General features: G+C 68.4%; 14 protein-coding genes. 4 read left to right on the top strand and 10 right to left on the bottom strand.

The window, feature by feature from the left end; all coding sequences use genetic code 11:
* The first annotated feature begins 84 nt into the window (after window positions 1-84).
* Window positions 85-510, top strand: a complete 426-nt coding sequence (locus tag OC550_RS03940; RefSeq protein WP_262104000.1) for a YccF domain-containing protein — start codon at window positions 85-87, stop codon at window positions 508-510.
* Between the two features lie 7 nt (window positions 511-517).
* Here OC550_RS03940 and OC550_RS03935 read toward each other — a convergent pair whose 3' ends face one another.
* Window positions 518-988 (bottom strand): pyridoxamine 5'-phosphate oxidase family protein, encoded by a 471-nt coding sequence (locus OC550_RS03935; RefSeq protein ID WP_262103999.1) that lies wholly within the window; start codon window positions 986-988, stop codon window positions 518-520.
* 218 nt (window positions 989-1,206) lie between these two features.
* On the opposite strand from OC550_RS03935, the gene OC550_RS03930 reads away from it, so the two are divergent.
* Window positions 1,207-1,770 (top strand): YceI family protein, encoded by a 564-nt coding sequence (locus OC550_RS03930; RefSeq protein ID WP_262103998.1) that lies wholly within the window; start codon window positions 1,207-1,209, stop codon window positions 1,768-1,770.
* A gap of 9 nt (window positions 1,771-1,779) precedes the next feature.
* On the opposite strand, the gene OC550_RS03925 is transcribed toward OC550_RS03930, so the two are convergent.
* Window positions 1,780-2,358, bottom strand: coding sequence for a HutD family protein (locus OC550_RS03925; protein ID WP_262103997.1), 579 nt, complete (start codon window positions 2,356-2,358; stop codon window positions 1,780-1,782).
* A 20-nt stretch (window positions 2,359-2,378) separates the two neighbouring features.
* On the bottom strand, window positions 2,379-2,939 hold the full coding sequence (locus tag OC550_RS03920; protein ID WP_262103996.1) for a GNAT family N-acetyltransferase: 561 nt from the start codon (window positions 2,937-2,939) through the stop codon (window positions 2,379-2,381).
* A gap of 225 nt (window positions 2,940-3,164) precedes the next feature.
* Between OC550_RS03920 and clpB the strand changes: the two genes are divergently transcribed.
* Window positions 3,165-5,777 (top strand): ATP-dependent chaperone ClpB, encoded by a 2,613-nt coding sequence (gene clpB / locus OC550_RS03915; protein WP_262103995.1) that lies wholly within the window; start codon window positions 3,165-3,167, stop codon window positions 5,775-5,777.
* An 83-nt stretch (window positions 5,778-5,860) separates the two neighbouring features.
* On the opposite strand, the gene OC550_RS03910 is transcribed toward clpB, so the two are convergent.
* Window positions 5,861-6,589: a septum formation family protein gene (locus OC550_RS03910; protein WP_262103994.1), complete on the bottom strand. Its 729-nt coding sequence runs from the start codon at window positions 6,587-6,589 to the stop codon at window positions 5,861-5,863.
* A 293-nt stretch (window positions 6,590-6,882) separates the two neighbouring features.
* Between OC550_RS03910 and OC550_RS03905 the strand changes: the two genes are divergently transcribed.
* Entirely contained in the window at window positions 6,883-7,113 is a 231-nt protein-coding gene (locus OC550_RS03905) for a DUF3073 domain-containing protein (protein ID WP_262103993.1), read from the top strand.
* A gap of 131 nt (window positions 7,114-7,244) precedes the next feature.
* Here the strand turns inward: OC550_RS03905 and OC550_RS03900 are convergent, their stop codons facing one another.
* From OC550_RS03900 to OC550_RS03875, 6 genes are all read right to left on the bottom strand, one after another.
* A complete protein-coding gene (locus OC550_RS03900) occupies window positions 7,245-7,706 on the bottom strand; it encodes a 2'-5' RNA ligase family protein (protein ID WP_262103992.1) in 462 nt (153 codons plus the stop codon).
* Window positions 7,707-7,861: 155 nt separating this feature from the next.
* The gene (gene purM / locus OC550_RS03895; RefSeq protein WP_262103991.1) at window positions 7,862-8,983 is read right to left on the bottom strand and encodes a phosphoribosylformylglycinamidine cyclo-ligase; all 1,122 of its coding nucleotides are present in this window, start codon (window positions 8,981-8,983) and stop codon (window positions 7,862-7,864) included.
* Window positions 8,980-10,536 carry an amidophosphoribosyltransferase gene (purF, locus tag OC550_RS03890; protein ID WP_262103990.1) on the bottom strand — a complete coding sequence of 519 codons (1,557 nt, stop codon included), beginning with the start codon at window positions 10,534-10,536 and terminating at the stop codon, window positions 8,980-8,982. Before purF ends, purM begins: the two co-directional genes overlap by 4 nt.
* 50 nt (window positions 10,537-10,586) lie before the next feature.
* Window positions 10,587-10,961, bottom strand: coding sequence for a hypothetical protein (locus OC550_RS03885; protein ID WP_262103989.1), 375 nt, complete (start codon window positions 10,959-10,961; stop codon window positions 10,587-10,589).
* 10 nt (window positions 10,962-10,971) lie between these two features.
* A complete protein-coding gene (locus OC550_RS03880) occupies window positions 10,972-11,358 on the bottom strand; it encodes a sterol carrier family protein (RefSeq protein ID WP_262103988.1) in 387 nt (128 codons plus the stop codon).
* 8 nt (window positions 11,359-11,366) lie between these two features.
* Entirely contained in the window at window positions 11,367-12,371 is a 1,005-nt protein-coding gene (locus OC550_RS03875) for an asparaginase (protein ID WP_262103987.1), read from the bottom strand.
* Window position 12,372: the final 1 nt, after the last annotated feature.

The following is a 12,372-nucleotide window of genomic DNA, read 5'->3' as shown; positions in this document are numbered from 1 at the left end:
AGGCCCTGACCCGCCCCTTTCCAAGGGGTGGGTCAGGGCCTTTCCCCATGGTGCCAGCGGCCTTCAGCGGCAACAATGGGTTGCATGAACGCTGTCCTGAATATCATCTGGTTGCTGCTCGGAGGCATCTGGCTCGCACTCGGCTACTTCCTGGCCGGCATCATCTGCTGCGTGCTGATCGTCACCATCCCGTTCGGCATCGCGTCCTTCCGGATCGGTGCCTACGCCCTGTGGCCCTTCGGCCGGAAAGTGGTGGACAAGGGCGGACGCACTTACGTCCTGTCGACCCTGGGCAACGTCATCTGGATCCTGGTGGCGGGCATCTGGATCGCGCTGGCGCATGTACTCACCGCGATTGCGCAGGCGATCACCATCATCGGCGTCCCGCTGGCGATCGCCAACCTGAAGATGATCCCGGTATCCCTGACGCCGCTGGGCAAGGAGATCGTGCCCTCGACCCACTCCTTCATCGGCTATGACCGGCACTACGCGGGCGGCTACCTGCGCTGAGCCAGGCTCATTCCACGTTCAAGCGGCGGGCGTCACTGAGGCCCATGCTCCGCCGGGACGCGGCCTGCACGCGGAAGCGGCGGCCGGTCACCTGGTCCGGGACGATCCGCATGAAGTTGTTCTTCTCGCCGGCCTGCCACGGGAAGAGCGGCAGCAGGCTGGAGGCGAGCACATCCTCGATGCTGGCGAGCCGCTCCGCCGGTCCCTTGACTACGACGCTCCAGGCGACATTGCTGGCCGGATGGTAGCCGTCCGTCTCGAACGCAACGTTGCTGCCGCCCAGGGCGCCGTCGAGCTTGGTGCCGCGCGCCGTTCGGAAGACGATCGAGCCGTGGTCGACAACGTAGTTGATCGGGAAGAGTTCCGGCTGCCCGTCGACCACGACGGCTAACCGGCCGACGTCCGTGCTCCGGAACATTTCCCAGCATTCGCTGGTGGACAGATTCTCTATGCCGTCGGGCATCTGCGTGGCCGTCATGCTCCCAGTCTATTGAGGGCCGCGGCCCGACGATAGTCCCGCCCACGGCGCGGCAACAGGGCCCCGGCCTGCGGATATATCCGCCCCTCCGGAGATGCATTCCGCTAGGGGATGTGCTGGAATTACGGTGATAGCGGCAACGCTATGCACTGTTGGGCTGCCATCCATCGGCCCGCGGGGACGCAGTGCTTGTGCCACAACCCCCAGGAGGCGTCACGATGTCCGAACTTACCCCCGAGATGTCCGGAGAGTGGCGGTTCGACCCTGCCCATACACGCATCGGCTTCTCCACCCGCCATGCGATGGTCACCAAGGTCCGCGGAGCCTTCAATGACTTCGACGGCGTCATCCGCGCCGACGTCGAGAACCCGTCCAACTCTTCGGTGCGGCTGACCATCAAGGTCGCCAGCATCGACACCCGCAACGCGCAGCGGGACGAACACCTGCGCACCAACGACTTCTTCGACGCGCCGAACTATCCGGAGATCACCTTCCGGAGCACTCACATCGACCAGGTCGAGGACCGGAACTTCATTGTGAACGGGGACCTCACGATCCGCGGCGTCACGAAGCCGGTTTCCATCCCCATCGAATTCGTCGGGGTGGAGCGGGACCCCGCCGGGAACCTGCGCGCGGGCTTCGAGGGCTCGCGCCGGATCGATCGGCAGGCGTTCGGCGTGAAGTGGAATACCGCCCTCGATTCCGGCGGCGTACTGGTCTCGGACCGGATCCTGCTGGAATTCGAAGTGTCCGCCGTCAAGGTGGAGAACGACGCCGGGTAGCGGCCGGCGTCATTCCGTTGCGTCGAGCGCGAAGATCGAGATAAGGGCGGCGAACCCGCGGCCGCTGACCGTCACGCCGTGGGTGGCGCCGGCGGAGGCAGCGCCCCCGGCGACGGTGTCGAACGGGGCAAGCTGGTCGGTCTGCGCGCCCTCCGCCGCCTCCGCCTTGCCCTGCAGCAGCACGGCGAACTGGCCCTCCGCCAGCGTCAGGGGCTGCTTCTTCGATAGCTCGGCCACGAGCACTCCGGCGCCGGCCGCGCCGCTGCGCACCATGACGTTCAGTGCCCGGCACGGGCCGGTGGGCAGCGCGCAGGAAGCCGCACTGCCGCCGTCGAACCTCAACGGCCGGAACCGCTCCAGCCTGCGGACCGTGCCGTCCACGGTGAGCTCGGCGACCTCGCCCTCGATCACCATGAAGGTGCGCTCCATTCCGGGGAATGCCGAGAACTCCCCGGGCTTCTCCAGGTCGGCGATGCTCAGGCGCCAGTCGGGGGAGGCGGCGCTGCCGCCGGAGGCAATCTCGCGTGTCGAGCCGCCGCCGTTGCGCCACGGCTGCGGCTTCAGCGAGGCAAAGGGAATGACAAGCATTATCGGCGCTCCTTGGCCTACTAGAGATTCCGGGTCCAGTTGAGCACGTAGGCGTCTTCATAGCCATCCTCACCCTGCGAGCCGAGGCCTTGAGCGGGCTCGAATCCGGCGGCCAGCACGATCCTTGCCGAGGCCGTGTTGCCGGGCCGGACCCGGGCAAGCAGCGGCGGCAGTTCGAAGAGCTCGTTGGCGTGCGCGACCACGGCGCGCACGGCCTCCGTGCCGTAGCCATGGTTCCAGAAGCGGTGGTCGAGGCGGCAGTAGAGATTAAGCACCGCCCGGCCGTCGAAGAGGACGTGCTTGACGCCGGCGAAACCGATGGGTTCCGCGCGGTCCGGCAAACGGACCGCGAAATAGCCGATGCCGTGCCGGTCCCACTGCTCGTCCCAGTGCTGGAAGAGCCCCTCTGCCTCCTCGCGCCAGTTCAGCGCATCGCCGGGGTTGTGCCTGGTGGTGCGGCGGTCGGAGAGGATGCGGAACATCGTGTCGACGTCTTCTCCGTGCGGCCGGTTCAGGATCAGCCGCTCGGTCTGCAGCGTGGTTTCGACGTCCCGGCCGAAACCGCCGATGGATGGTGCCATGGACCAAGACTAATCCCGCGGCCCGCCGCCGGTACCCGCGTGCGACCCAGCCAGCCCCTTCTCCTGCAGGCGGGCCAGTGACACGATGGGGAGCGGCGGCCGCTGGCCGGCGCATTCCGCGGGCCGCGAAGGTGCCGGGACAACTTTACTTTGAAAGTTGAGCTAAGTAGACTCAACTTAATTGCGTTGGAGCTTGTGCATGACGATGGATGGAAGGAGCTCGGATTGGACGCCAAATTCACCACCAAGAGCCAGGAGGCGCTGTCTTCCTCGGCCATGAATGCTTCGACAGCGGGCAATCCGCAGATCGAACCGGTCCATCTCCTCAAGGCGCTGATGGACCAGCGGGAGGGGGTCGCCGTCGCGCTCCTGAAGGCCGCAGGCTCGGACCCGGACACGGTCAGCGTGCACGCGAGCACGGCTATCAAAGCCCTGCCCTCGTCTTCGGGGACTTCCGTGGCCCAGGCACAGTACTCCCGCGGGATCCTGCAGGTCATCAACGTCGCACAGCAGGAGGCCGAGAGGCTGGGGGACACCTACGTCTCCACCGAGCACCTGCTGCTGGGGCTGGCGGCGGACAGCGGGGCGGCGGGCAAGGCGCTTCGCGATGCCGGGGCGTCGTACGAGGCCCTCGCGGCGGCCCTGCCGGGCGTGCGAGGCGACCGCAAGGTGGACGGCCCGGACCCGGAGAACACGTTCCAGGCCCTGGAGAAGTTCGGCGTGGACCTGACCGCCATCGCCCGGTCGGGCAAACTGGACCCGGTGATCGGGCGCGATTCCGAAATCCGGCGCGTGGTCCAGGTCCTCTCGCGCCGGACCAAGAACAATCCGGTCCTCATCGGCGAGCCCGGCGTCGGCAAGACGGCCGTCGTCGAGGGGCTGGCGCAGCGCATCGTCGCGGGTGACGTGCCGGAATCGCTGCGCGGCAAGACGCTGATCAGCCTCGACCTTGGTTCCATGGTGGCCGGGGCGAAGTACCGCGGCGAGTTCGAGGAACGGCTCAAGGCGGTGCTGGAAGAAATCAAGAACTCGGACGGCCAGATCGTCACCTTCATCGACGAGATCCACACCGTGGTCGGGGCCGGCGCCGCGGAGGGCTCCATGGATGCGGGCAACATGCTCAAGCCCATGCTGGCGCGCGGCGAGCTTCGCCTGATCGGCGCCACCACCTTGGACGAATACCGCGAGAACGTGGAAAAGGACGCCGCGCTGGAGCGCCGCTTCCAGCAGGTCTATGTGGGGGAGCCGAGCGTAGAAGACACCATCGGCATCCTGCGCGGGCTCAAGGAACGCTACGAGGCGCACCACAAGGTCGCCATCGCGGACTCCGCGCTGGTCGCGGCGGCGACGCTGTCCAACCGCTACATCACCGGCCGGCAGCTCCCGGACAAGGCCATTGACCTGGTGGACGAGGCGGCTTCGCGCCTGCGCATGGAGATCGATTCCGCGCCGGAGGAGATCGACCAGCTCCGCCGCGCCGTCGACCGCCTCACCATGGAGGAGCTGGCGCTCGCGGACGAGACGGACGAGGCCTCCCGTGAACGGCTCGAGGCGCTGCGTGCGGACATGGCCGACAAGAAGGAGCAACTGGCCGCACTCAATGCACGGTGGGAAGCGGAGAAGGCGGGGCTCAACCGGGTCGGCGACTTGAAGGCGAAGCTGGACGAGTTGCGCAGCCTCGCGGACAAGGCGCAGCGCGACGGCGACCTGGCCGAAGCCTCCCGCATCCTCTACGGCGAGATCCCGACCCTGCAGAAGGAGCTTGACGCCGCCCAGGCCGCCGAAACCCAGGTGGAGGCACCGGACCTGATGGTCTCCGAGGACGTCACGGCTGACGACATCGCCGAGGTCATCTCGGCCTGGACCGGCATCCCCGCCGGCCGCATGTTGCAGGGCGAGTCGCAGAAACTGCTCCACATGGAGCAGTTCATCGGCGGCCGCCTGATCGGGCAGACCAAGGCCGTGGAGTCGGTCTCGGACGCGGTTCGGCGTGCCCGCGCCGGAATCAGCGACCCGGACCGGCCGACCGGCTCCTTCCTGTTCCTGGGTCCCACCGGGGTCGGCAAGACCGAGCTGGCCAAGGCGCTCGCCGACTTCCTCTTCGACGACGAGCGCGCCATGGTGCGCATCGACATGAGCGAGTACTCGGAGAAGCACTCCGTGTCCCGCCTGGTCGGCGCCCCTCCCGGCTATGTCGGCTATGAGGAAGGCGGCCAGCTGACCGAGGCGGTGCGGCGCCGGCCGTACTCGGTGGTCCTGCTGGACGAGGTGGAGAAGGCCCATCCCGAAGTCTTCGACATCCTGCTGCAGGTGCTCGACGACGGACGCCTCACCGACGGCCAGGGCCGGACCGTGGATTTCCGCAACGTGATCCTCGTCCTGACGTCCAACCTGGGTTCCCAGTTTTTGGTGGACCCGACACTCGATGACGCCCGGAAGCGCGAGGCCGTCATGAACGTGGTCCACGCCAGCTTCAAGCCGGAGTTCCTGAACCGGCTCGACGACGTGATCATCTTCGATCCGCTGAGCATCGAGGACCTGTCGAGGATTGTCGACCTGCAGGTGCAGTCCCTCGCGGCGCGGCTCAGCGAGCGGCGGCTGACGCTCGAGGTAACGGATGCCGCCCGCGAATGGCTGGCACTGACCGGCTTCGACCCGGCCTATGGCGCCCGTCCGCTGCGGCGGCTGGTGCAGCGCGAAATCGGCGACCGGCTGGCGCGAGGCCTGCTCGCCGGCACCATCGTGGACGGCGACACCGTCCTAGTGGATCGCGAGGAGACAGCCGCCGAGGGAGCGGGCGCCGATCAGCAGCAGGGGCTGGTCGTGCGCGCCAAGTAGGGCCGCGGTCCCGACCGGCCGGAACGCAAAGGCCGCGCCTGTCCTTCCCGGACAGGCGCGGCCTCTGCTGCTGTTTTTGGGTGTCAGTCGATCAGCGACGCCTTGATGGCATTGCCCTTGTCCGAGACGACGAAGCAGTCGATCCGCCGGTCGCCTTCCTGCCAGGTGCCCTCGGACGGCAGTCCGTAGGAGTTCCTCAGGGCAGGGTAGTCGGCGGCCTTGTCATTGAGGTCGACGGCGCCGCAGAACTTCTCTGCCTGGACGTTGAGCGCGTCCTTGCCCGGGAACTTGTCTGCTTCTTTGTAGAAGTAGGTCCCGACCAGCTGGGCCGCGTGCGGGGTCTCGCAGGTCACCACGGTCGCGTTCTGCGTAGCCGCCTTGAAGTCGATGAAGCACTGTCCGGCCTTGAAGTCGAACGGCGTAACGTTCTCCGCAATGACCCCGTCCGCGCCCGGGGTCGCCTCGGCGCCGGCCGAACTCGAGGCGGCCTGGGAACCCGGCTCCGTCCCCCGGTTGGCCAGGCTGATGACGATGACCACGATGATGATGATCGCCGCGAGGATGCCGGCGCCGATCAGCAGCAGGGGCTTCAGCGCAGGCCGGCCACCATCCCCGGACCCCACGGCGGGCTTGCCTGCCGGCGGCGGGCCGGCGGAGAACCAGTCGCCCTGCTTCGACGTCCCGGCCGCGCCGCCTGCGCCCTTTTCCCAGCGCGAAGGAGGCGTGCGGCTCGGCTCGGAACCGGGTCCCGCAGCGCTGCCCGGGGCGGGCGGCGTGCCGCTCCCTTCGGGCTTCTTGTCCTGTTCGCTCATGGGAAAACTGGCCTTCCTCATACCCGGCCCGACGATGCGGGAGAATGTCTTTAGCCTCGACTTTAGCCAAACTACCGGGGCCGACGCAGTTCCGCCGCCTCGCGCGGCGGTCCTGGTTGTGCCTCGGCCGGCGCGGAGGTCCGATTGCGCGGGGCTGCGGGGCGGGCCGTTGGCCGCAGCACGACAAGAAAACATGTACCCTATAGGTACGACAGAATTGATCAAATATTCCGGGGCCTCGCTCGCTGCCTGAGCGACCACCTCCGGATCGACGCGAAAAAGGGGGTCACGCCATGGGGCGCGGCCGTCAAAAGGCAAAAGCTACCAAGCAGGCTCGGGAGATGAAGTACTTCACCCCGAACACTGACTACTCTGCGCTGCAGCGCGAGCTCTCCGGCGCAAAGAGTGCTTCCGCCCGGTACCCGGAGGAGCCGGCCGAGCCGGACTACTCCGAGTATGAGGACAAGTACGCGGATCAATTCGATGAATGGGACGACGACGGCGGCACCCGCCGGATCGGTTGACTCCCGCCGGCGTGACGGCCGGCATCATCGGCAGTAAACTCCCACCGCAGCGGTCTGCCCAACGGCGGCCGCTGCGGTGAGTGCTGTCCAGTTTCCTTCGCCGCCTGCGTGCGTCCCGTCTAGCCGCCGGATTACGGCCACACCTCCAGGACCTTGCGGTGCCGGTGGTCCCCGCCGGGGCGCATATCCACGAGGCAGGCCTGCCGGACATCAACCGTATCGCCCGGGTGCAGCCTGCCGACCGTGTGGCTGACATGGGGCCGGAATCCGCCGCGCGTCTGGTGCGGGCTGAGCAGATGGACCTCCGGGCCCAGAGCGTCCAGCAGCGCTTCATGCAGCGACTGGAGTCGCGCGTCGGGTTCCACGCGTGATACCTGCACCCTGCCGTTCCGGCCGAAGCGGTCGTCCTGGCCGACCGTCACCGGATAACCGACTCCAAGCGCTAGGGCCGGGCCGATGCGCTCCGCTACGTCCTCAGCTGGTTCCCGGGTATCGAAGCGCGCCAGCGTGATGTGCAGGGGCCATTGGGAGGTCTCGAAGACCAGCCCCCGGGTCACCGGCGTGACAAAGACAACGACGACGAACGCACCCATGTGCCCAGTGTGACAGAACGCGGCGTTACACAGTGCGGCTGGGGCCGTCCGCGCGAACTAAACGGAGCGGGCCCTCTCCGCAAGGGAAAGGGCCCGCTCCGTATGTTCAATATATAAGCCGTGCGACCGGACATTGTGCGCCGGCTCCGCGGAAATCAGGCGTAGCTGCCGACGAGGCGGACGGCGCCGCCGTCGACCCCCTTCGCACCCTGGACGAAGTCCGGACCGGACAGCGACGTGTCCAGGGCGCCGACCGTGCCCATGGTCCAGGCGGTCAGCCCGCGCTCGTTGAGCCGGCGCAGGGCAGCGTCGGCACCGGCCGCGTCGACGATCGCCACCATGCCGACGCCGAGGTTCAGCGTGCGCTCGAGGTCCGCCTGCGGCACGTTGCCGAGCTCGCCGACCAGCTTGAAGATGGCCGGCAGCTCCCAGGTGGAGCGGTCCACGGTGGCCATCAGTCCCTGCGGCAGGACGCGGGCCAGGTTCGCAGCGAGGCCGCCGCCGGTGACGTGGCTGAAGCCGTGAACGCCGGCCGCCTCGTAGCGGGCCAGGTCCAGGCAGTCCGCCGCGTAGACCTTGGTGGGCTCCAGCAGTTCCTCGCCGAGGGTGCGGCCGAATTCGGAAACCTGGCGGTCCAGGGCCCAGCCGGCGTGGTTGATCACGCGGCGGACCAGCGAATAGCCGTTGGAGTGGATGCCGGAGGAGGCCATGGCGATGACGACGTCGCCGTCCTTGACACGATCCGGCCCCAGCAGGTCCTCGGCTTCCACAACGCCGGTGGCCGCTCCCGCGACGTCGTACTCATGCTCGCCCAGCAGCCCGGGGTGCTCGGCCGTCTCGCCGCCCACCAGGGCGGTTCCGGCCACCTCGCAGGCGGCGGCGATGCCGCGGACGATGTCGGCGATGCGCTCCGGCACCACCTTGCCGCAGGCGATGTAGTCCGTCATGAACAGCGGCTCGGCACCGACCACGACGATGTCGTCGACAACCATCCCGACCAGGTCGTAGCCGATCGTGTCGTGGATGTCCATGGCCTGGGCGATGGCGACCTTGGTGCCGACGCCGTCCGTGGACGTGGCCAGCAGCGGCCGCCGGTACTTGAGCAGGGCGGAGACGTCGTACAGCCCGGCGAAGCCGCCAACCCCGCCGATCACGTTCTGGTTGTGGGTGGCCTTGATGGCACCCTTCATCAGTTCGACGGCCTTGTCGCCGGCTTCGACGTCCACGCCGGCGCTGGCGTAGGTGATCGGGCCGGGGCCCTGCTCAGGGGAGGTCATACGTGTTCTTTCTTGTCGTCGTCGGTCAGGAGGTTCTCCAGGTCCGAATCAGGCCCGGGATCGCAGGAGCCGTGTTCCTGTTCGGTGCTGTTGGAGCGCTCCAGCAGGTTCTTGCCCAGCCGCTCGGCGTCCGGGAGCTCGATCGGGTACTGGCCCGTGAAGCAGGCGGTGCACAGCTTCTCGCGCGGCTGCTCCGTCGCCTCGATCATGCCGTCCTCGGAGATATAGCCGAGCGAGTCGGCGCCGAGGGAGGCGCAAACGTCCGCAATGCCGATGCCGTTGGCGATGAGTTCGGCGCGGCTGGCGAAGTCGATGCCGTAGAAGCAGGGCCATTTGATGGGCGGCGAAGAGATCCGCACGTGGACCTCGGCCGCGCCGGCCTCGCGCAGCATCCGCACCAGGGCGCGCTGGGTGTTGCCGCGGACGATCGAGTCGTCGATGACCACCAGGCGCTTGCCGCGGACCACTTCCTTCAGCGGATTGAGCTTCAGCCGGATGCCCAGTTGGCGGATGGTCTGGCTCGGCTGGATGAAGGTCCGGCCCACGTAGGCGTTCTTGACCAGGCCCTGGCCGTAAGGGATGCCGGAGGCTTCCGCATAGCCGATGGCGGCGGGGGTGCCGGACTCCGGAGTCGGGATGACCAGGTCCGCCTCGACAGGGTGCTCCGCGGCGAGGCGGCGCCCCATTTCGACGCGGGCGGCGTGGATGCTGCGGCCGTTGATGGCGGTGTCCGGGCGGGCCAGGTAGACGTATTCGAAGACGCAGCCGGCGGGCTTCTTCTCCGCGAAGCGCTGGGTGCGAAGGCCGTTCTCGTCCACGGCAATGAATTCGCCGGGCTCGATCTCACGGACGAACGAAGCGCCGACGATGTCCAGCGCCGCGGTCTCGGAGGCGACAACCCAGCCGCGTTCCAGCCGGCCGAGCACCAGGGGCCGGACCCCGGACTCGTCCCGGGCTGCGTACAGCGTGCCCTCGTCCATGAAGGTGAAGCAGAAGGCGCCGCGCAGCTTCGGCAGCAGCTCCATGGCGCGTTCTTCGAGCGTCTGGCCGGGCTCGCCGGCCAGCAGCGCCGTCACCAGTGCGGTATCCGTGGTGTTGCCCTGCGCCAGTTCGCCGCGCTCGGGCCTGCCGAATTTCTCGATCACCTTGTCGAACAGGTCCGCCGAGTTGGTCAGATTGCCGTTGTGCGCCAGCGCCACGGTGCCGCCGGCGGTAGCGCCCAGGGTCGGCTGGGCGTTGGCCCAGGTGGAGCCGCCGGTGGTCGAGTAGCGGCAGTGTCCGACGGCGATGTGCCCGGTCAGCGTGTTCAGGATCGTTTCGTCGAACACCTGGGAGACCAGGCCCATGTCCTTGTAGACGTTGATGCGCTTGCCGTCGCTGGTAGCGATTCCTGCGGACTCCTGCCCGCGGTGCTGCAGCGCATAGAGACCGTAGTAGGTCAGTTTTGCGACTTCTTCGCCGGGAGCCCAGACGCCGAAGACGCCGCAGGCGTCCTGGGGTCCCTTTTCGCCGGGGAGAAGATCATGGGAGAGTTTTCCGTCACCGCGTACCACCCGAGTATTGTCTCACGAGCCCGCACGGCCGCGGCAATGGATGACGGGCTTCAGGCTGTGGTTCCGGTCTCGGTGCCGGAGTCCTTCCGGCCGCCTTCGGAGCCGCCGGGGGCGGGGCTGTCCGGATCCTCGGTTTCCACCGCCAGCATCTTGCGGCTGTGCCGCACGCTGACGCGGTCGACGACGAGCACAACGAGCGCGCCCACGAGCATGCCGGCGACGCCAAACAGCACGGCCAGGAAGCCGAAGACCGCGCCGCGGGTGAACTCGGCGCTCTCCGGCCCGGTGTAGGCGGAGACCGCGGCAACGATGATGCCGAGCACGACGCCTGCGCCCATGAACGGGCCGAACTTCGGGGCGTGGCGGACGCTGACTTCGCGGGGCTGCCCGGAGCCCGAGGGGGCGGGGAGGTGCTCAGAACTCATGCGCTTAAGCCTACCGCCCGGCCGCGGTGGCTCCGCCGTCGGGGAAGAGCGGCAGCAGGCCGGTCAGCTCGGCCCGCAGGCCGGAGGCGGAGACCTTTCCACGGCCGACGGCGGCGGACCAGGCCAGCTCGCCCGTCGCCAGCGCGAGCCACGTGGCGGCATCGCACTCGATGACGTTCGGCGGGGTGCCGCGGGTGTGGCGCGGACCCTCGATGCACTGGGCCACGCCAAACGGCGGCACACGCACCTCGACGCTGTTGCCCGGCGCCCGCTCGGCGAGCTCCTCGAGGCTGAAGCGCACCGCGGCGGCCGTGGTTTTCCGGTCCGCGGACCCCTGCCGCCACGCCCGCAGGGCCGCCTGGCCCTCGGCCGGAGCGATCCGCCGTCGTACTCCCATGCCGTGCCCTAGTCCAGCAGCGCCATCACCGGGGACGCCAGCCGGATCTTGCCGACCGGCTGTCCGCCGCCGAGCACGGGCTTGACGACCTTTTCCAGCACCGGCGCGATTTGTTCCGCGTCGATCGCGCCGGCCGCGGCCAGCAGCGTCAGGCCCACCAGGGAGCAGGCTCGTCCGTTGCCGTCCAGCATCTTGACGGCCACCGAGACTCCGGTGTCCGTGCCCATCACCATCACGCCCTCGGCGCCGAGCTTGGCGAGGATGCCCAGCTCCTCCATCACGATCGTGTTTTCCCGGCCGTTGCCCTGCACGGCCCACGGGTAGTCCAGCATCGCGGTGGCCACCGTCGCCGCGCGGGCGTCCGCGTTGCGGTCCCCGGGCGCCTTCGCGAGCCGCCCAACGGCGCGGGCCAGGCCGGTCAGCGAGACCGCGGGCACGGGGGCGCCGCAGCCGTCCACGGCCAAGTGGCGGACGTCCTCGCCCGTGTAGTCCGACACGACCTCCATCACGCGGCGCTGCAGCGGGTGGTTCGGATCCAGGTAGGTGGCGGTATCCCAGCCGTTTTCGGTGCAGGCCCAGAGGAAGGCGGCGTGCTTGCCCGAACAGTTGAAGGCAAGGCGCTGTTCGTTGCGGTCGGTGCGCACGAGCCACGCCCGGGCTTCCTCGTCCTGCGGCCAGGCCGGCGGGCAGCGCAGGTCTTCCGGGCCGAGCCCGGCGGCCTTGAGCATGCCGTCGACCACGTCCATGTGGTCGAAGGAGCCCACATGGCTGGCGCAGGCGAGCGCCACCTGGGCGCCGCGCAGCGGCACCCCGGACTGCATGGAGGCCAGCGCCTGGAACGGCTTGAGGGTGGAGCGCGGGAAGATCGGGGCATCGACGTCTCCGAGGGCGGTGACCACGGATCCGTCGGACGCCATGACGACAGCCGCGCCCAGATGGCGGGACTCGATGAAGCCATTGCGTTCGACGGCGGCCAGTTCGACCGCGTCGGCGGCTTTGATGGTTTCGGGCATG

Source organism: Arthrobacter sp. Marseille-P9274, from assembly GCF_946892675.1.
Taxonomy (GTDB): domain Bacteria; phylum Actinomycetota; class Actinomycetes; order Actinomycetales; family Micrococcaceae; genus Crystallibacter.
Note: the sequence above shows the minus strand (reverse complement) of the source record. Positions and strands in the feature narration are given on the sequence as shown.